The sequence below is a fragment of the Bradyrhizobium erythrophlei genome, assembly GCF_900129505.1.
GTDB lineage: Bacteria > Pseudomonadota > Alphaproteobacteria > Rhizobiales > Xanthobacteraceae > Bradyrhizobium > Bradyrhizobium erythrophlei_D.
Genome location: NZ_LT670818.1, coordinates 7796531 through 7813074, shown reverse-complemented (window position 1 = coordinate 7813074; position 16544 = coordinate 7796531). Strand labels below are relative to the sequence as shown.

At 63.1% G+C, this 16544-nt stretch carries 19 protein-coding genes, 1 tRNA gene and 3 pseudogenes; 14 read left to right on the top strand and 9 right to left on the bottom strand.

The features are described from left to right. Positions 1 to 24 precede the first annotated feature (24 nt). The 3 genes from nrdR to B5525_RS36690 are packed head-to-tail and all read left to right on the top strand — an operon-like array spanning position 25 to position 2321. A complete protein-coding gene (gene nrdR / locus B5525_RS36700) occupies positions 25 to 507 on the top strand; it encodes a transcriptional regulator NrdR (RefSeq protein WP_079570857.1) in 483 nt (160 codons plus the stop codon). Continuing rightward, positions 504 to 1655: a bifunctional diaminohydroxyphosphoribosylaminopyrimidine deaminase/5-amino-6-(5-phosphoribosylamino)uracil reductase RibD gene (gene ribD / locus B5525_RS36695; protein WP_079570856.1), complete on the top strand. Its 1152-nt coding sequence runs from the start codon at positions 504 to 506 to the stop codon at positions 1653 to 1655. The genes nrdR and ribD overlap by 4 nt, the downstream gene beginning before the upstream one ends. 57 nt (positions 1656 to 1712) lie before the next feature. Continuing rightward, positions 1713 to 2321, top strand: a complete 609-nt coding sequence (locus tag B5525_RS36690) for a riboflavin synthase (protein ID WP_079570854.1) — start codon at positions 1713 to 1715, stop codon at positions 2319 to 2321. A gap of 9 nt (positions 2322 to 2330) precedes the next feature. Here the strand turns inward: B5525_RS36690 and B5525_RS48075 are convergent. After that, a pseudogene (locus B5525_RS48075) lies at positions 2331 to 2444 on the bottom strand (S-(hydroxymethyl)glutathione dehydrogenase); the annotation flags it as partial. 90 nt (positions 2445 to 2534) lie between these two features. Here B5525_RS48075 and B5525_RS36685 point away from each other — a divergent pair. Next, positions 2535 to 3408, top strand: a pseudogene (locus B5525_RS36685) (DMT family transporter). An 82-nt stretch (positions 3409 to 3490) separates the two neighbouring features. Here B5525_RS36685 and B5525_RS36680 read toward each other — a convergent pair. From B5525_RS36680 to B5525_RS36670, 3 genes and pseudogenes are all read right to left on the bottom strand, one after another. Continuing rightward, entirely contained in the window at positions 3491 to 3763 is a 273-nt protein-coding gene (locus B5525_RS36680; protein ID WP_079574279.1) for a histone, read from the bottom strand. A 75-nt stretch (positions 3764 to 3838) separates the two neighbouring features. Further along, positions 3839 to 4087: pseudogene (locus tag B5525_RS47385) on the bottom strand (FAD-binding domain-containing protein); the annotation flags it as partial. 236 nt (positions 4088 to 4323) lie between these two features. Next, complete coding sequence (locus B5525_RS36670; protein WP_079570853.1) at positions 4324 to 4983, bottom strand: peroxiredoxin; 660 nt, start codon at positions 4981 to 4983, stop codon at positions 4324 to 4326. 375 nt (positions 4984 to 5358) lie between these two features. Between B5525_RS36670 and B5525_RS36665 the strand changes: the two genes are divergently transcribed. Beyond that, positions 5359 to 5943 (top strand): hypothetical protein, encoded by a 585-nt coding sequence (locus B5525_RS36665; RefSeq protein WP_079570851.1) that lies wholly within the window; start codon positions 5359 to 5361, stop codon positions 5941 to 5943. Between the two features lie 34 nt (positions 5944 to 5977). Here B5525_RS36665 and B5525_RS36660 read toward each other — a convergent pair whose 3' ends face one another. Continuing rightward, on the bottom strand, positions 5978 to 7831 hold the full coding sequence (locus tag B5525_RS36660) for an alkaline phosphatase family protein (protein WP_079570850.1): 1854 nt from the start codon (positions 7829 to 7831) through the stop codon (positions 5978 to 5980). A 190-nt stretch (positions 7832 to 8021) separates the two neighbouring features. Here B5525_RS36660 and B5525_RS36655 point away from each other — a divergent pair, with 190 nt between their 5' ends. From B5525_RS36655 to B5525_RS36635, 5 genes are all read left to right on the top strand, one after another. Then, positions 8022 to 8330 (top strand): putative quinol monooxygenase, encoded by a 309-nt coding sequence (locus B5525_RS36655; RefSeq protein WP_079570848.1) that lies wholly within the window; start codon positions 8022 to 8024, stop codon positions 8328 to 8330. Between the two features lie 138 nt (positions 8331 to 8468). Then, on the top strand, positions 8469 to 8675 hold the full coding sequence (locus B5525_RS36650) for a hypothetical protein (RefSeq protein ID WP_079574277.1): 207 nt from the start codon (positions 8469 to 8471) through the stop codon (positions 8673 to 8675). A 146-nt stretch (positions 8676 to 8821) separates the two neighbouring features. Beyond that, positions 8822 to 10837, top strand: coding sequence for an acetyl-CoA carboxylase biotin carboxylase subunit (locus B5525_RS36645; RefSeq protein WP_079570847.1), 2016 nt, complete (start codon positions 8822 to 8824; stop codon positions 10835 to 10837). A gap of 20 nt (positions 10838 to 10857) precedes the next feature. Further along, positions 10858 to 11724, top strand: a complete 867-nt coding sequence (locus B5525_RS36640; RefSeq protein WP_079570845.1) for an isocitrate lyase/PEP mutase family protein — start codon at positions 10858 to 10860, stop codon at positions 11722 to 11724. Further along, complete coding sequence (locus tag B5525_RS36635) at positions 11725 to 12024, top strand: acylphosphatase (protein ID WP_079570843.1); 300 nt, start codon at positions 11725 to 11727, stop codon at positions 12022 to 12024. It abuts the gene before it with no gap. A 1-nt stretch (position 12025) separates the two neighbouring features. On the opposite strand, the gene B5525_RS36630 is transcribed toward B5525_RS36635, so the two are convergent. Beyond that, a complete protein-coding gene (locus B5525_RS36630; RefSeq protein ID WP_079570842.1) occupies positions 12026 to 12250 on the bottom strand; it encodes a hypothetical protein in 225 nt (74 codons plus the stop codon). Between the two features lie 4 nt (positions 12251 to 12254). After that, complete coding sequence (locus B5525_RS36625) at positions 12255 to 13112, bottom strand: LysR family transcriptional regulator (protein WP_154073677.1); 858 nt, start codon at positions 13110 to 13112, stop codon at positions 12255 to 12257. 101 nt (positions 13113 to 13213) lie between these two features. On the opposite strand from B5525_RS36625, the gene B5525_RS36620 reads away from it, so the two are divergent. Together B5525_RS36620 and B5525_RS36615 are read left to right on the top strand one after the other, a co-directional pair. After that, positions 13214 to 13642 carry a tautomerase family protein gene (locus B5525_RS36620; protein WP_079570839.1) on the top strand — a complete coding sequence of 143 codons (429 nt, stop codon included), beginning with the start codon at positions 13214 to 13216 and terminating at the stop codon, positions 13640 to 13642. A 471-nt stretch (positions 13643 to 14113) separates the two neighbouring features. Next, positions 14114 to 14308, top strand: a complete 195-nt coding sequence (locus B5525_RS36615) for a hypothetical protein (protein WP_079570837.1) — start codon at positions 14114 to 14116, stop codon at positions 14306 to 14308. Positions 14309 to 14322: 14 nt separating this feature from the next. Here B5525_RS36615 and lipB read toward each other — a convergent pair whose 3' ends face one another. Continuing rightward, the gene (gene lipB, locus B5525_RS36610) at positions 14323 to 15051 is read right to left on the bottom strand and encodes a lipoyl(octanoyl) transferase LipB (protein WP_079570836.1); all 729 of its coding nucleotides are present in this window, start codon (positions 15049 to 15051) and stop codon (positions 14323 to 14325) included. A gap of 72 nt (positions 15052 to 15123) precedes the next feature. Between lipB and B5525_RS36605 the strand changes: the two genes are divergently transcribed. Both B5525_RS36605 and B5525_RS36600 read left to right on the top strand, forming a co-directional pair. Continuing rightward, a complete protein-coding gene (locus tag B5525_RS36605) occupies positions 15124 to 15366 on the top strand; it encodes a FliM/FliN family flagellar motor switch protein (RefSeq protein ID WP_079574275.1) in 243 nt (80 codons plus the stop codon). Positions 15367 to 15489: 123 nt separating this feature from the next. Beyond that, positions 15490 to 15574: transfer RNA gene (locus B5525_RS36600), tRNA-Leu, on the top strand. Here B5525_RS36600 and B5525_RS36595 read toward each other — a convergent pair. Beyond that, positions 15537 to 16520, bottom strand: coding sequence for a tyrosine-type recombinase/integrase (locus tag B5525_RS36595; protein WP_079570834.1), 984 nt, complete (start codon positions 16518 to 16520; stop codon positions 15537 to 15539). The two genes, B5525_RS36600 and B5525_RS36595, sit on opposite strands and share 38 nt — an antisense overlap. Positions 16521 to 16544 lie beyond the last annotated feature (24 nt).

Here is a 16544-nt window from a genome sequence, read left to right as displayed (position 1 = left end):
TTCTAGCAACAAGGTTTTTGCCGGATGCGTTGCCCCAGTTGCAACAGTCTCGATACCCAGGTGAAGGACTCGCGTCCGACCGAGGATTCCGCCGTGATCCGGCGGCGGCGGGTGTGCGTGGCCTGCAATTTTCGCTTCACCACCTTCGAGCGGGTGCAGTTGCGCGAACTCACGGTGATCAAGCGCAATGGCCGACGGGTGCCGTTCGATCGCGACAAGCTGGTGCGCTCGGTGCAGATCTCCTTGCGCAAGCGCCCGGTCGATCCGGAGCGGGTCGAGAAGATGGTCTCGGCGATCGTGCGCGAACTCGAAAGCGGCGGCGAGGCCGAGATTTCGTCGGAGGCGATCGGCGAGATCGTGATGGAGCATCTGCGCCAGCTCGACGACGTCGCCTATGTCCGTTTCGCCTCGGTCTACCGCAATTTCCGCGAAGCCAGGGACTTTGAAGCCGTGCTCGGCGAACTCTCCGGCGACGACGCCGCGCGGATTGCCCTGTTACGCAAATGATCTTCCGCATCCTGGAAGACCAGTACGCGCAGAAATCGAAGGACGCCAAGGCCGCCGACCAGCGCTTCATGGCGCTGGCACTGGCGCTCGGCCGGCGCGGGCAGGGACGCACCTGGCCCAATCCCGCCGTCGGCGCGGTCGTGGTCCAAGACGGCGTCGTCGTCGGCCGCGGCTGGACGCAAGCAGGCGGCCGTCCGCATGCCGAGCCGGAGGCGCTCAGGCGCGCCGGCGAAGCGGCGCGAGGCGCCACCCTCTATGTGACGCTGGAGCCGTGCTCGCATTTCGGCAAATCGCCGCCTTGCGCCGACGCGGTCATCGCCGCAGGTATTGCGCGCGTCGTGTCGGCGATCGAGGATCCCAATCCGGAAGTGGCTGGCCAAGGCCATGCAAGGCTGCGCGCCGCCGGGATTACTGTCGATATCGGGCTCGGGGCTTTGGAAGCGGCGCACGATCATGCCGGGCACTTCCGGCGCGTCCGCGACAAGCGTCCGCATGTGATCCTGAAACTCGCGGTATCCTCCGACGACAAGATCGCGGCGGCCGGCCGCAGGCCGGTGGCAATAACGGGCGAAGCCGCGAGAGCGCGGGTGCATCTGCTGCGCGCGCAATGCGACGCCGTCCTGGTCGGGATCGGGACGGTCATAGCGGACGATCCGCTCCTGACCTGCCGGCTGCCCGGCATGGAGCCGCGCTCACCGGTGCGGGTGGTGCTGGACCCGCGCCTGCGGATATCAGGCACCAGCCGGCTGGTTCACACGGCGCGCGAGACGCCGCTCTGGGTGATGGCGTCCGAGCTCGCGGAGGCGCCGGCCGCCATGAAGCTCGGGGCGGCAGGGGCGCAGGTGATCCGGTTTGCGCCGTCAAAAACCTCATCCGGGCTTGATTTGCCGGCCGTGCTGCATGCGCTTGCCGAAAAGGGCATCACGCGGCTTCTGGTGGAAGGTGGCGCGCGGGTGGCGTCATCCTTTGTCGCCGCCGGCCTCGTCGATGAAGTCCGGCTGCTGCGCGGACCCGATCCGATCGGCACCGACGGCATCGCCGCGCTGGATGCATTGTCGCTGTCCGCCATCACGCAGTCGCCCGCGCTGAAGGTCCGTGCTAGCGAGCGCCTGGAAAACGATACTCTTACGATTTACGAGAGACCATGATCCGGAAAAGTGGGAACCGGTTTTCCGATAAGATCATGGTCAACTAAAGAGATTCTAATGTTCACAGGCATAGTCACCGATGTCGGCGAGATCGTCAGCCTGACGCCGACGGCGCAGGGGCAGCTGCATCGCTTGCGCATTGCCTGCCGCTACGACCGCGCCACCATCGCCGACGGCGCCTCGATCGCGTGCAACGGTATCTGTCTCACGGTCGTTGCCTCGGGCGTTGAGCGTGACAAGACCTGGTTCGAGGTCGATGCCGCCGCTGAAACGCTTCGCATGACCACGGCAAAACACTGGGTCAAGGGAACAAAACTCAATCTCGAGCGGGCGCTGAAGATCGGGGACGAACTCGGCGGCCACATCGTCGCCGGCCATGCCGACGGCGTCGCCACCATCGTCACACGCGACGACCTGCCGGACATGGCGCGGTTCGAGCTCACCACCACGCGCGAATTGGCGCGCTTCATCGCGCCCAAGGGTTCCGTGACGCTCGATGGTGCGTCGCTGACGGTAAATACCGTTGAAGACGTCGCTTTTTCGGTGCTGATCATTCCGCATACGCTCTCCGTCACGACGATCGGCGCCTGGCGGGCTGGCAGCGAGGTCAATATCGAGGTCGACCTGATGGCGCGCTACGCCGCGCGGCTTGCGGAAATGAAATGACACATCGTCGTACAGCGGGATGACGTGATTGCCTTTCTTGCTGGTGACGCCGCGGCCGATATCGACCACGACGCCAGCACCTTCACGGCCGAGAATCACGGGAAACAGGCCTTCCTCGGGGGCAATGGGCGGTCGGGACATGTCATAGCGCGCGAGTGGACCCGCGCAAACTAGCGTTGCCGTGGAGCATACGATCGGGCACTGAGTGCCACAATGAGTCATGACCTCGAGAAAATGGCCGCGCGCGCGGCGCCGGCGATTTTCGTCGTGCTGTGGAGTACCGGCTTCGTCGCCACCAAATACGTCGTGAACAATGCCGACCCGCTGACCTATCTCACCATCCGCATGGGGCTGGTGGTCGGCCTGATGGCGGTGATTGCCGCCATCGCGCGGCCGAAATGGCCGGACCGGATCGGCGTCGCCCACAGCGTGGTCGCCGGCATTCTGGTGCATGGCTTTTACCTCGGCGGCACCGCGGTCGCGATCGCGCATTCGATTCCCGCCGGGCTCTCGGCGCTGATTCCGGGGCTGCAGCCGATCCTGACCTCGACGCTGGCGAACCGCTGGCTCGGCGAACGCGTCACGCCGCTGCAATGGACCGGGCTGTTGCTTGGGCTCGCCTGCCTCGCCGCTCATCCTGCACAATCGCCCGATGAGCGGCGAGGCAGGCTGGGGCTGGCTGGCCTCGGGTGTCTCGCTGGTCAGCATCACCCTGGGCACGCTTTATCAGCGGCGCTATTGCGGCCAGATCGACTGGCGCGCCGGCAATCTCATGCAATATGTCGCGGTCAGCATCTTCTTCGCGGTCGCGGCGTGGCTGTTCGAAAACCATGTGGTGCACTGGACGCAGGAGTTCGTGCTGGCTCTGCTCTGGCTCGTGGTGGTGCTCTCGATCGGATCGATCGGGCTCTTGTACTGGCTGATCCGGCGCTCGGCGGCGACCTCGGTCGCAAGCCTGTTCTATCTGGTGCCGGCGGTGACCGCCGCGATGGCCTATGTCCTGTTCGGCGAGCGGCTCGATCTCGTCGCGATAGGGGGCATGATCGCGTGCGCCGCCGCGGTGTTTCTGGTCAACCGGCGGGCGTGAGGACTGCAAGGGTCGAAGCCCCCAAAACAAAAGCCTCCAGGCTTTCGCCTGAAGGCTTCTGCAGTTGAAGGAAACGCCTCGATCAGCGCTTCGACTTCTTGGCCTTCTTTTTCTTTTTCGCGGCCTTCTTGGATGATTTCTTGCCGGTCTTCTTCACGGCCTTTTTGGCGGATTTTTTCGCCGCGGATTTCTTGGCGGCTTTCTTGGCTTTTTTTGCCTTCTTCGGCGGAGCCTTCGCGGCCTTCTTGGCGGCTTTCTTTTTCTTCTTGACCGCGGGCTTTGCGGCCGGCGGCGGCACTTCGGCCATGGTGGTCGTCTCGGTCATCGGCTCTACTACGGGTGTATCGTCGTCCATCTCGTCCCCCAAGGTTAGTCGAAGCCACAACGATAGCGAGATTCTGAGAGCTGTCAAAGAGATGCGGCCCGCTCGGCGTTTGCGGAGCGTGGCATAGGCCCGCTTCCGCGCCGGCCGGTGGTCGACGACCGACTCCGGCTCGCTCTTGCCGAGGCCAACCTCAGCGCCCTTCAGTTCAAGCGGCGTCGGGTTCCGGGGTTGGTGGATCAAGGTGGCCGGCAATCATGGCGCCGCATCGGCGCCGAACCCCGCGACCCATTGCCAGGTGACCGGATTGCTCCCTGGGTCGGCGTCGACCAGGCTGTCCCAGAACCATCGTTCGCCTCGGGACATGCCGTCCCGATCGGGGCGGTCGCGCTCACGGGCGTAGCCCGTCACGCCGGTTGCAAGAAAATCGCCGAACCGTTGCCGGGATAGCGGCGGTATCGTCCACGCTCGGGCTGATGATCACGAATGGCTCGCGCCGCGAATTTAACGGTCAATCGCAGCGGGCCACCGGCCAGGAAAAAAGGGGGCACAGCGCCGGCGCGCCTTTGCCCACCTTACCAAGCGCTACTCGCTTACTTCGGCTGCGGCACGATCCGCAGATAGGGCTTCGGCGCCTTCCAGCCCTCCGGATAGATGGTCTTGGCCTCGTCATCGCTGACCGAGCCGGCGATGATGACGTCCTCGCCCGGCTTCCAGTCGGCCGGCGTCGCCACGCGATGCTTGGCGGTCATCTGCATGGAATCGATGACGCGCAGTATTTCCTGGAAGTTGCGGCCCGTGGTCATCGGATAGATGAGGATCAGTTTGATTTTCTTGTCCGGCCCGATGATGAAGACGTTGCGGACGGTCTGGTTGTCGGCGGCGGTGCGCTTGGTGGCATCGCCGGAAGTCGCGGCCGGCAGCATGTCGTATAGCTTCGACACGTTGTAATCGGTGTCGCCGATCATCGGATAATTCGGCGCGGCGCCTTGCGTCTCCTTGATGTCCTCCGACCATTTCGCATGGTTGGTGACGGGATCGACGGAAAGCCCCATCAGCTTGACGCCGCGCTTGTCGAATTGCGGCTTCAACTTCGCCAGGGCGCCGAGTTCGGTGGTGCAGACCGGCGTGAAATCCTTCGGGTGCGAGAACAAAAGCGCCCAGCCGTTGCCGATCCAATCATGGAACTTGATTTTGCCTTCGGTGGTTTCGGCCTCGAAATCGGGGGCCACTGCGCCTATCTGAAGAGCCATTTTGTTTCCTCATGTGCTTCAAGTTGCAGGGTAATTCTTCGCGCTAAGTATAGGGGGTGGAAGCGTTTAAGTGAATGGCGGCCAAGAAAAGGTGAAATTCTTCTCTCGAACAGGCAACCCCTAGCATCTTCTTTTGCTCCGCTTGTGCGGCAAAAAAGCAACAGCGGGGGCAAATGTTGTCTCTGCCCCGCTATTGCCTTTAATCGCCCGCAACACGCCGGGTCCGGTTCCGATACCGAACTTTCACGGACGTCACGGCGACAAATCGGCAACCATCTAAAAAACCAGCGAAGCGAGTTTCGAATCGTTAACTACTCGTTTACGCCTGCGTGAAAATGCTGTCCTGCACAAGAAACTGAAAAGTAGACCCAACTCATGTCCGCCGCCGCACTTAAGTTACCCGAATCGATCCCCGCGCTCGAACCCTCCAGAATTTCCTGCCGCGACACCGCCGCACAAGCTCTCACCGTGGTCCGCGATGGCGTGATCACCGGCGAAGGTCCCACCACCAGGGGCCGTGTACATTTTTCCCGCGCGCTGGATGCCTTTGACGCTGCCTGGTGCGCGCGCATCCTGACCGCGACCGCTGTCGACCATCAGCCCGTCAGCCGGGCCGAAGCCGAAGCGCTGTTCGAGATCAACGACGCCGGCGCCGAACGCAGCGACGAGGGACGTTTTGACGATCTGCTGGCCAAGGCGGTGGTGCACCACGCGGCCTCCGCGTCAGGCCTGCCGGTGCCGCCACGCACGGTTGCGCTGTCGCCGGAGACCGCGATCGAAAGCTGGGCGCCGACGCGTGCGGCGGGCGTCAATACCGACGTGCTGGAATGGATCGCGAGCCAGATGCGGGGCAAGCAGCGCATCAACCGCACCTTGATGGCGCTGGTCGCCACCATCGTGGGCGCCGCAGCCGTGCCGCTGGCGACGCAGCTGCCGAAGGTGTTCGATATCGGGATGTAAATTTCAGTCGCGGTCGAGACCAGGCGGCGGGGGATTATTTCCCCGCCGTTTTTTGTTTGCCGGTTTCGGCCTCGAGTCCGACGGTGCGGCCGGGAAATCCGGCGGCGTCGAAATAGCGCTGCGACAGCACGCGTTGGTACTTGACGACGGTCTGCAGGCCGTTGGCGGCGGGTTTGGAGACCAGCTTTCCGTCGGCCGCCTTCGGGATGATTCCGTTGGGCAGTGCCTCAGAGATCACCCGGCCGATAAGTCCGCCGTTGGCGGCCGCACGCAAGCCCATCAGTTGCGAGATCGTCATGCCGACGTCGGCATTGCTGACCGGGAGCGGATCGACATAGCCGGCTTTGAAATCGGGACCGGTTGCGGCCATGAAATTCATGGTATCGCCGCGGCCGAAACTGCCGTGCATGCCCTGACCTTGCCGCAGCACGGTATCGGCGACCTCGACGGAGCAATTGGTCGGCTCGTTGCATCCCTCCACATAGGAGCGGAAGTTGACCACGATCGACGGATTGGGGGTCACCGCCTTGCCCTTGAGGTTGAGCTCCGACATTTCCAATGTGCCGGGGAAGCGCCCAAGCTTGTCGTCGACGAACAGCCCGCTGACATAGTCCTGTTCGAGTAGCGCCTTGACGGTGCGTGCGGCGAGTTTCTTGTCCCTGTTGGGAAGGTAGATCAGGTCCGATCCGCCATTGGTGGCGACCACCAGGTCGGGCTTTGCGGGATCGGCGCCGAGCACGCCGTTGCCGGCCTTCGGGTGCGCATTGTCGCCGATACGCGCATTCTTGTCGTTGGGGTCGAACAGCGGCAGGTCAAGCGCCTTGGCCAGATCGAGCGCCAGGAACCCCATGGGCAGGAAATCCTTCGGCGTGTCCGCGTAGGTCGCCTTTGCCGAGGGGCTGGTTTTGCTTTCCTTCGAAATCGTCGAGAAACCGTGGTCGGCCGCGATCACGATGTTGGTGGTGGCGGCAAGACCGAGATCGTCGAGCGTCTTGCGCAACTGCGCCAGATTGTCGTCGGCGTTCTTGATGCCGGCGAGCGACGTCGGTCCGTTGATTCCCGGCGTCACGGTATTGAGGCTGTCGCCGGTGTTGTGCTGGCTGCCGTCGGGATCGCGCGACCAGAACACCAGCACGAACGGCTTGCCGCGTGCCTTGAACATCGGCAGCACGATCTTGCTGGCGACGTCGGCGAAATAGGCCTGCTGGGCGATATTGGCGACCGTGGTGCCCGGCGTCTTGGCGTCGCCGGCCTTGGCGTTGTCGCCGCGCGAGGGCGCTACCAGCGGCAGATTGGCTTTTTCCAGTGCGGCCTTCATTTCATCCGACAGCGGCACGCCGGTCTTGGCGCCGGTGGAATCGTCGATCACGATCGAATGCAGTCCGGGACGGTCGGCACGGTCGGTATGGTCGAAAATCAGGGTCGGGCCGACCTTGCCGATGGCGGCCGTGCTGAAGCCCTTGATGCGCGCCATCTTCAGGATGGTTTCTTCGTTCAGGTAGTCGCCGCCGAAATGCTCGTCGACATCGCCCAGCACCGCGTCGTTCTCGATGAAGGGGACGACGGTATCGCCGGCAGGAACCGACGAGAACCCGGTATAGATGGTGTTGCTGAACGTCCCGGTATCGCCGAGGTAATGCCCGGTCGCCAGGGCCGATCCGTTGGCCATGGTGAACGTCGGGAACATCGAGTGCGAATTCTTGAAATTGACGCCCTTGTCGCGGACATCGGCCATGGCCGGCGCGGTCTGCGGCGTGACGATCTGTCCGCGCAAGCCGTCTGGCACGAACAGGATCAGGTTGTGGGGGGTGTTGTTCTGGGCCAACGCCGTGCTGCCGGTGGAGAAGAGCGCCAGGCCTGCGGTCACAAAAAGCATTAAGCGGCGCATTGAAGTCTCCCCCATCAGAAGCAAATTCCCGGCCAGGCCGTTGCCACTCTTTAGTTTTGCTATACGACAGAATTGTTACATGGCCCCACAGGGCACCGCCATCCCCACGGAACCAACAACAGGCCTGTATGTTTGAAGGGGACGGCGCGCGAGCGCCTGACGAGACGTTCAATCACTGCAGGAGCACCCCATGACCAAGGTCGCGCTGTACGTGCCGCTTGAGGCTAAGCCGGGCAAGGAAAAGGAAGTCGCGGAATTCTTGCGTTCGGCTTTGCCGCTGGTGGATGCCGAAGCCGGAACGGTGACCTGGTACGCCATCCAGGAAGGCCCGTCATCGTTTGCCATTTTCGATACGTTTAACGACGAAGCCGGGCGCGACGCGCATCTGAACGGCAAGGTCGCGGCGGCGTTGATGGCCAAGGCGGCCGACCTCTTCGCCAAGCCGCCTTCCATCCACAAGATCGATATCCTGACCGCCAAGCTGCCAAAGGCTGCTTGAGACCGGCGGCACGCCGGCCTGAGCGGACATGCCTTTCAGCGGGCGCTGCTGCGCTATTGAACGCGCGCCCATCAGGCAGTTGACTTCATAAGAACAAAAGAAGAACATTTATCTCCGCGGCCCGCGATGGAACGAAATATGCTGCCCTCATCACAATCGGACATCGAGGAGGACGGGCTGGAGGCGTCGGTGGATCAGGCCATCGCCGCCTGCGGCGGCGACGTGCGGGCCACGATCCGCGCATTGATCGTGGCCAACGAATATCTGGAATCCGAGGTCGGCGAACTCATGAAGGCCGTGTCCCACGCCTATGCGCGGGGCAGATTCCAGACTTACTCCGGTTGAGGCGCCGATTCGCAGCGTTAGGTCGTTGCCTCCGTTTGGTTTTCCTGTAACCACGGAATTGTTACATCCGCGCCCGCGTGTCAGATTGCGGCCCCCGGCCTCGCGAGGGCCGGCCCCGCCCTAGAAGGTTTCAAGTAAGCAAGAACATGTTCAAACGAATCCTGATCGCAAACCGCGGCGAGATCGCCTGCCGGGTCATCAAGACTGCCCGCCGGATGGGGATCCAGACCATCGCCGTCTATTCCGAGGCCGACCGTGACGCGCTGCATGTCGAAATGGCCGATGACGCCGTCCTGATCGGGCCGCCGGCCGCCGCCGAAAGCTATCTGGTGATGGACAAGATCATCGAGGCCTGCCGCAAGACCGGCGCGGAGGCTGTGCATCCCGGCTATGGATTCCTGTCTGAGCGCGAGGCCTTTCCGCGCGTACTCCAGCAAGCCGGCATCGTCTTCATCGGACCCAACGCCGGCGCGATCGCCGCGATGGGCGACAAGATCGAGTCCAAGAAGGCAGCCGCCAAGGCCGACGTCTCGACCGTGCCGGGCTTCCTCGGCGTGATCGAGGACGAAAAGCATGCCGTGAAGATCGCCGATGCGATCGGCTACCCCGTCATGATCAAGGCTTCCGCCGGCGGCGGCGGCAAGGGCATGCGGATCGCGCATTCGACCTCAGAAGTCGCCGAAGGGTTTGGCCTTGCCAAAGCGGAAGCCAAGGCATCGTTCGGCGATGACCGGGTGTTCATCGAGAAATTCATCGTCGATCCCCGTCACATCGAAATCCAGGTGCTCGGCGACAAGCATGGCAACGTCATCTATCTCGGCGAACGCGAATGCTCGATCCAGCGCCGCAATCAGAAGGTGATCGAGGAAGCGCCGTCGCCGCTATTGGACGAGACCACCCGCCGCCAGATGGGCGAGCAGGCGGTGGCGCTGGCAAAGGCCGTGAATTACGATTCCGCCGGCACGGTCGAATTCGTCGCCGGTCAGGACAAGAGCTTCTACTTCCTGGAAATGAACACGCGGCTGCAGGTCGAGCACCCCGTGACGGAACTGGTCACAGGCATCGATCTGGTCGAGCAGATGATCCGGGTGGCCGCGGGCGAAAAGCTGGCGCTGAAGCAAAAGGACGTCCGTCTGACCGGATGGGCGGTGGAATCGCGCGTCTATGCCGAAGACCCGTTCCGCAACTTCCTGCCCTCGATCGGGCGGCTGGTGAAATATCGTCCGCCGCTCGAGAGCAGCGTTGACGGGATCACCGTCCGCAACGACACCGGTGTGCAGGAAGGCGGCGAGATCTCGATCTATTACGATCCGATGATCGCGAAGCTCGTGACGCATGCGCCGTCGCGCGCTGCCGCCATCGAGGCGCAGGCGACCGCGCTCGATTCATTTTACATCGATGGCATCCGCCACAATATTCCGTTCCTGTCGGCGTTGATGCTGCATCCGCGCTGGCGCGAGGGCAAGCTTTCCACCGGCTTCATCGCCGAAGAGTTTCCGAAGGGGTTTGCGGTTCGCGTTCCCGAGGGCGAGATCGCGCGCCGGCTGGCCGCGGTGGCGGCCGCGGTCGATCACGTGCTCGGCGAACGCAAGCGGCAGATTTCCGGCCAGCTGACCGACCGCCTGGTGCAGCGCGAGCGCCGCCGCGCGGTCTGGCTGGACCGCGCTGAAATCCCCCTCGACATCGTGCGCGAGGCCGATGGTATCGCGGTGCGTTTTGTCGGCCCCGATGCGAAGCTCGGCAATCCCCACCTTCTGGTCTCGCCGTGGAAGCCTGGCGATCCCGTCTGGCAGGGCACCGTCGACGGCCATCTGGCGGCGATGCAGGTACGTCCGATCCCCAACGGTTTCAGGCTTGCGCATCAGGGATATGAAGTCGCCGTGAATGTTTTCACCGAATCCGAGGCCGTAGCGGCGCGGCTGATGCCGGTCGGCACCAAAACCGACACCGGCAAGAAACTGCTGTGTCCGATGCCCGGTCTCGTGGTGTCGATCGCGGTCGCCGAAGGCCAGGAGGTCAAGGCCGGCGAGACGCTGGCCGTGGTCGAGGCGATGAAGATGCAGAACGTGCTGCGCGCCGAACGCGACGGTACGGTGAAGAAAATCCACGCCGCCCCCGGCGCCACGCTGGCGGTCGACGCGCTGATTCTGGAATTCGCGTAAAATTATTGGGGGATTTCGCGATGGCCTTCCGAAAGCGCCGCGAAGCGTTGCGTTCGATCCTGGCGGGATCGGCCTGCACTCGACCCGGCTCGGTCTATGACGCGACGTCGATCCGCATCGCCTGGGATCTCGGTTTCGAACTCGGCATGTTCGGCGGCTCGGTGGCTTCGCTCGCGGTGTTGGGCGATCCCGACATTGCTTTGATTACGCTGACCGAACTCGCCGAACAGATGCGCCGGATGTCGCGCGCGGCAGAATTGCCGGTGCTGGTCGATGCCGATCACGGTTATGGCAACGCGCTCAACGTCCGCCGCACCATCGAAGAACTGGAGACCGCGGGCGCCGCCGGCCTCACCATCGAGGACACCTTGCTGCCGCAGGCCTTCGGCCAGAGCGGGACGCAATTGATTCCATTGGAGGAGGGTGTCGGCAAGGTAAAGGCGGCACTGGCTGCGCGCCGCGATGCCTCGCTGGTCGTCATCGGGCGTACCGGGGCAGTATCGATCACCTCGCTCGATGACGCGATCGCGCGCGCCAGGGCCTATCAGGCGACCGGCGTCGACGCGTTGTTCTTCACCGGCATCAAGACGCGAACCGAACTCGAGGCCATCGCCGCCGCCACGACGCTGCCGATCGTGCTGGGCGGCGCGCCGGAGGACATGTCCGACCCCCTTTATCTCGCGAGCCAGCGGGTACGGATCGCGCTGCAGGGGCATGCGCCGTTCGCCGCGGCGACCCAGGCCGTTTACGAGACGCTTAAGGCGCTGCGCGAAGGCTTGCCGCCAAAGGCGTTGAAGGGGCTGGCTTCGAGCGAACTGACCGGCCGCGTCACGCGCGAGGCGGAGGTGAGGGCACGCAGCCGCGACTTCCTGGGCTTGAGGAATTAGATGAGCGGCGCGATCCGTCAGGTGATGATCACCGGGCGCGTGCAGGGCGTCGGCTACCGCGCCTGGGTCGAGCACCAGGCACGAAAGCACAATCTCGAGGGCTGGGTGCGCAACCGCAGGGACGGCAGCGTGGAAGCGCTGTTCGCCGGGCCGCCGGAGATCGTCTCGGACATGGTGGCGCAGTGCCGGCGCGGCCCGTCCTCGGCGCGGGTCGATGCCGTGCAGGACGAAGGCGCCAGTCCCGATGCGCTGAACCTGCGTCGGCCGGGCGAGCGGTTCTCGGTGCTGCCGACGGTGTAGTTCACGAGCCGCGCGTCCTCGCCTGCATCCACCGGCGCAGCGCCACCAGCGCCCAGATCGCTTCCACCACGCCGAACGGCCACGCGCCCTGCAGGAAGCCGTAAGCCGAACCGAGGCCGCAGGCGAATGCGAACGCCAGAATGTACCAGGGGCTTTTCGCCTCCAGCGCGTACGACACCAGCATCGCGGTCACGGCGAAGAGCCCGAAGAGTGTAAGTCCGTCCATTCGCTCAACCCCCCGTCACGGCACTCCGGAATGTCGCCGCCAGCGTCCGCAGCGCCGCCAGTTTGCCGGCGTCGCTGACCTTTGAATGCAGCCTCACCTTTGACGAACCAAGTTTCGGCAATCCCCGCGCAGGGCCGATGTCGACCAAGCCCGCCGGCGCGACCCGGCGCGCCAGGGGAGCGACCGCGAGCCCGGCGAGCGCGGCGGCGGCGACCGACGCCACGCCGCCGCCGACAAAGGCCTCGTTCCATTCGATGCCGGTCCGGTCGAGGGCGCGGATGGCGAGCGCCCGCACTCCGCAGGGCCGCGCCAGTGTCGCCAGCGGCAGGCTGTCGCCGCGACGCCATTGCAGGGCAGGCGAGGCAAACCAGCCGAATTCATCCTCGGCGAGTTTCTCGCCGCCGCGCCGGCTGCCCTCCTGACGCACGATCACCGCGTCGAGTTCGCCGCGATCATAGGACTCGAGCAGGTTGCGCGAGAAACCGATGGCGACCGAAAGCGCAAGCTGCGGCGAGACCGCATGAAGCCTCGCCAGCAGCGGCACCAGTTCGGGGCCGGCGGCGTGGTCGCTGATGCCGAGCGACAAATGCTGCCGGGCGGATTGCTCGCTCCTTAGCGCCCGGTCATGCGCCTCTATCAGCGCACGGGCATGGACTAGAAAATTCGTTCCTTCGGCGGTCAACCGCACCGCGCGCGGCGAGCGTTCGACCAGCCGCTTGCCGAGCGTGGCCTCCAGCCGCTGCAGCTTCATGCTCACGGCCGCCTGCGTCGCGCCGAGCGCTTCGGCGGCGCGGGTAAAGCTTTGCAGTTCGGCCACCAGCAGGAAGGCCTGCACCGTCGAAATGTCGAGCGTCATCATCAAATATCGTTATCATTGTAATGTTGTAAGATAAGGTACCAAAATGATGGCCGCAGGTCTAGCTTCGTGTGGCGCGATCGAGGCGCAATGCAAGGAGAACGATCATGCCGCTCATCACCGTCGACTATTCGAGTTCACGCCACTCGACATCGCTGAAGGCCGATATCGCTGCCGCCGTCAGTGAGCTCACCGCCAGGATCCTGCGCAAGGATCCCAAGGTCACCGCGATCATCGTGCGATCCGTCGATTCGGCAGACTGGTTCGCCGGCGGAAGTTCGCTGGCCGACCAGCAACTCGCAAGCTTCTGGCTCGACGTTCACGTCAGCGAGGGCACCAACACCAAGGATGAGAAGGCCGAGTATCTCGCCGCGATGTTCAAGCGCATGGGCGAGCTGCTGGGGCCGTTGCACCGTGAGAGCTATCTGCACGTCGGCGAAGTCCGCGGCGATGCCTACGGCTTTGGCGGCCTGACGCAGGAACGCCGATACATCGCAGGCCAGCTCGAGGTCGCGCCGCAACGCACGGCGGCGTGATGTTTGTCGCTTTCCGGCGGGCGCACGGGCCCGCCGGAGTGCGATACCGATCGGCTCAGTTCAGCTGTGTGTTCCATTGATGGAACCAATGGTCCACGCTGACACCAGAAGGTCACATTTTCGTTTTCGGTCCGAAACCGAACAGACAGATTTTTTATTGTTGCTGTATTTTTTTATAATGGCGGCAACGAGAAAACCCGATCCCGAGCTATTGCCGATTTACCGTCCGCGTTGTCCCAACTGTCAAACGCGAATGATCACGGTTGCCATTGCTTCGGGCCCCGAAGGCTTCGAGCACCGCACCTTCGCATGCCGCAAATGCGGACATTGCGAAACCGACGTGGTCACCAACGATCCACTTAAATCTGACGTAGTCGGCTGGACTGTCGGCGAACTGCGGCGGCCGGAATAGCTGCAGAAGTCTTGCGAACACGAGTGCATTGCCAGATCGGCCAACCCGGCTTTAATTCCATGGCGCCAGAGAATAAAGACCCTCATTCCAACCTCGATCTCGACGCCGAAGCGCAGATTGCGCTGGAGCAGGCGCGCAGGATGAAGCCCGGCCCGGCGCGAACCGAGGCGATGAAGCGCGCGGGTACCCTCAGGAATGCGGCGGATTTGCAGGGATTGACGTTTGCCAAACGCGGCAGGCCCGCGAAGACGTAAAGGGCCCGCCGCTTTCAGGCCGTTGCTTCCGGCAGCCGCACTTCGATGGCGCCGAACACCTGCTCGAAGGCCTGGCGGAGCGCGATATCGACATCCGCCATGCTCGCGGGATGGCCGAGATCGACCAGACTGGTGACGCCGTAGCGCGGATCCACCACGCCGCAGGGAACGATGGCATCGAAATGGGTCAGGTCGGGCTCCACATTGATCGAAATGCCGTGGAACGACACCCAGCGCCTCAGCCGCACGCCGATGGCGGCGATCTTGTTCTCAAAACCTTCTCCCTTGTCCGGCCGGCGCACCCAGACGCCAACGCGATCCTCGCGCCGCTCGCCGCGCACGTTGAAGGCTGCGAGCGTCCGGATGATCCATTCCTCCAGACCCGCCACATAGGCCCGCACGTCAGGACGGCGCCGTTTCAGGTCGAGCATCACATAGGCGACCCTCTGGCCGGGGCCGTGATAGGTGATTTGGCCGCCGCGACCGGTGGCAAACAGCGGAAAGCGGGGGTCGAGCAGGTGTTCGGCCTTGCCGCTGGTGCCGGAAGTGTAGAGCGGGGGATGTTCCAGCAGCCACACCAGTTCCGGCGCCTGGTGGGCCGCGATGTCGGCGGCGCGGGCTTCCATGGCCGCGACTGCCTCGGGATAGGGGACCGGGGCGTCCGATATCCGCCATTCCACGACCCCGCCGCCGGCGGGGCCGGCGAAGGGCGTCAAATCCAGGGTTTGGCGGTCATTAACCATTGGCTAACCATAACGTGGTGATCTCAATCCACGCAATTTTGCATGTTTCGTCAGTTCAGGTCGCTCATCCCAGTGCCAACCCTCGATAAAGTCAGTGTCGACCTCATGGTGGTCCTCGGCACCACCACGATGCCCATCCATCAGGTAATGCGGCTGAGCCGTGGCGCCATCATCGAACTGGACGCCACCGAGGCGGACGAGGTCAAGATCCTCGCCAACAATCTGCCGATTGCTTCCGGCGTGGTGCTGGTCGACCGCAACCGCATCGCAGTCGAAGTCAAGCAAATGCTGCCGAAATCGCCGGGCAGCCGGTAGGGCGGAATCCGATCCCAACTTCGCCGGATTGACTGCACCGGCAGGCCTTGTCCCCCCATCCCTGATTTGTTACATCCCGCGCCGTTGATCCGGTCCGGCGCACATCCGGTGCCGGCTTCCCAAGCGCTCGTGGCGGAATTGGTAGACGCGCTGCCTTGAGGTGGCAGTTCTTAATCGAGTGAAGGTTCGAGTCCTTTCGAGCGCACCATCTTGAAATTACGGGAGAATTTCGGAACAGGCTTGTTCTCGACCTGTTCTTGTTGATGCAAGTTTGCTACTTTATTGTGCATGTTTTCCATCTGTTGCCTGATGTCTGACACATCAGTATGGATGTAGCGCATCGTCGTATTGACGTCGGCGTGGTTCATTGCTCGCTGGACGAGATGGATGTCCTTGCTCTCTTGGTACAGCCGGGTCCCGAAGGTATGGCGTAGGTCGTGCCATCGCTTCTCCAGCCCCAGTTTCTCCCAGTAATTGCGGACGAGAGGCTTCGTCAGCGGGTATCGCTTCCCAGCCTCGTAGCCCCATCGGCTTGTCCTCCTCGCTACGAAGGTGAAGACACGGTCGATGTGGTTGCCCCACTCGCCTTCCAAGACGCCTTCGATCATCCCAGTCAGCGGTACCGTGTACTGCTTGCCACCAGGTCTTCGAGACTTGGCTTGGAAGGTGATGATCCGATCATCCATGTCCACCTGGTCCCACCGTAGGTCGATGGCATTAGCCTGGCGGACACCAGACAGGACGGAGAACAGGAACAGGGGACGGATGTAGTCATCCATACCTACGAGGGCTGTGTGCTCCTCTGGGATCGTCAGGTAGCTCGTCTTCTGCTCTGCCTCCATGACAAGGAAGGCTTTCCAGCGAAACCGCTGTACGGTCACACCTAGAGCCTCAGCGTGGGAGAGAAGGCGACGAAGGAACTGAGTGTGCTTGTTCAAAGTGGCAGGCTGGAGAGGACGGAGAACACCATTCCTCTTGATCTTTTTGGCTCGCATGTCCTTCAGATAATCCGTCAGATCGACAGGCGAGATTTCGGGGACGTATTTAGGGAAGAACTTATCGAAGGCGTTGAACATCAGGCGGTCCATATAGGCAGCGCCTCGCGCTTCTCCTGACACAACCATGTAGGAATCAAAGACTTGTTTCAGCAGCATTGTCGTCCTCCTAAGGTATTGATT

Coding starts and splice junctions, on each gene's coding strand:
- nrdR (WP_079570857.1), top strand. CDS start 25: ATGCGTTGCCCCAGTTGCAACAGTCTCGATACCCAGGTGAAGGACTCG.
- ribD (WP_079570856.1), top strand. CDS start 504: ATGATCTTCCGCATCCTGGAAGACCAGTACGCGCAGAAATCGAAGGAC.
- B5525_RS36690 (WP_079570854.1), top strand. CDS start 1,713: ATGTTCACAGGCATAGTCACCGATGTCGGCGAGATCGTCAGCCTGACG.
- B5525_RS36680 (WP_079574279.1), bottom strand. CDS start 3,763: ATGGACGACGATACACCCGTAGTAGAGCCGATGACCGAGACGACCACC.
- B5525_RS36670 (WP_079570853.1), bottom strand. CDS start 4,983: ATGGCTCTTCAGATAGGCGCAGTGGCCCCCGATTTCGAGGCCGAAACC.
- B5525_RS36665 (WP_079570851.1), top strand. CDS start 5,359: ATGTCCGCCGCCGCACTTAAGTTACCCGAATCGATCCCCGCGCTCGAA.
- B5525_RS36660 (WP_079570850.1), bottom strand. CDS start 7,831: ATGCGCCGCTTAATGCTTTTTGTGACCGCAGGCCTGGCGCTCTTCTCC.
- B5525_RS36655 (WP_079570848.1), top strand. CDS start 8,022: ATGACCAAGGTCGCGCTGTACGTGCCGCTTGAGGCTAAGCCGGGCAAG.
- B5525_RS36650 (WP_079574277.1), top strand. CDS start 8,469: ATGCTGCCCTCATCACAATCGGACATCGAGGAGGACGGGCTGGAGGCG.
- B5525_RS36645 (WP_079570847.1), top strand. CDS start 8,822: ATGTTCAAACGAATCCTGATCGCAAACCGCGGCGAGATCGCCTGCCGG.
- B5525_RS36640 (WP_079570845.1), top strand. CDS start 10,858: ATGGCCTTCCGAAAGCGCCGCGAAGCGTTGCGTTCGATCCTGGCGGGA.
- B5525_RS36635 (WP_079570843.1), top strand. CDS start 11,725: ATGAGCGGCGCGATCCGTCAGGTGATGATCACCGGGCGCGTGCAGGGC.
- B5525_RS36630 (WP_079570842.1), bottom strand. CDS start 12,250: ATGGACGGACTTACACTCTTCGGGCTCTTCGCCGTGACCGCGATGCTG.
- B5525_RS36620 (WP_079570839.1), top strand. CDS start 13,214: ATGCCGCTCATCACCGTCGACTATTCGAGTTCACGCCACTCGACATCG.
- B5525_RS36615 (WP_079570837.1), top strand. CDS start 14,114: ATGGCGCCAGAGAATAAAGACCCTCATTCCAACCTCGATCTCGACGCC.
- lipB (WP_079570836.1), bottom strand. CDS start 15,051: ATGGTTAATGACCGCCAAACCCTGGATTTGACGCCCTTCGCCGGCCCC.
- B5525_RS36595 (WP_079570834.1), bottom strand. CDS start 16,520: ATGCTGCTGAAACAAGTCTTTGATTCCTACATGGTTGTGTCAGGAGAA.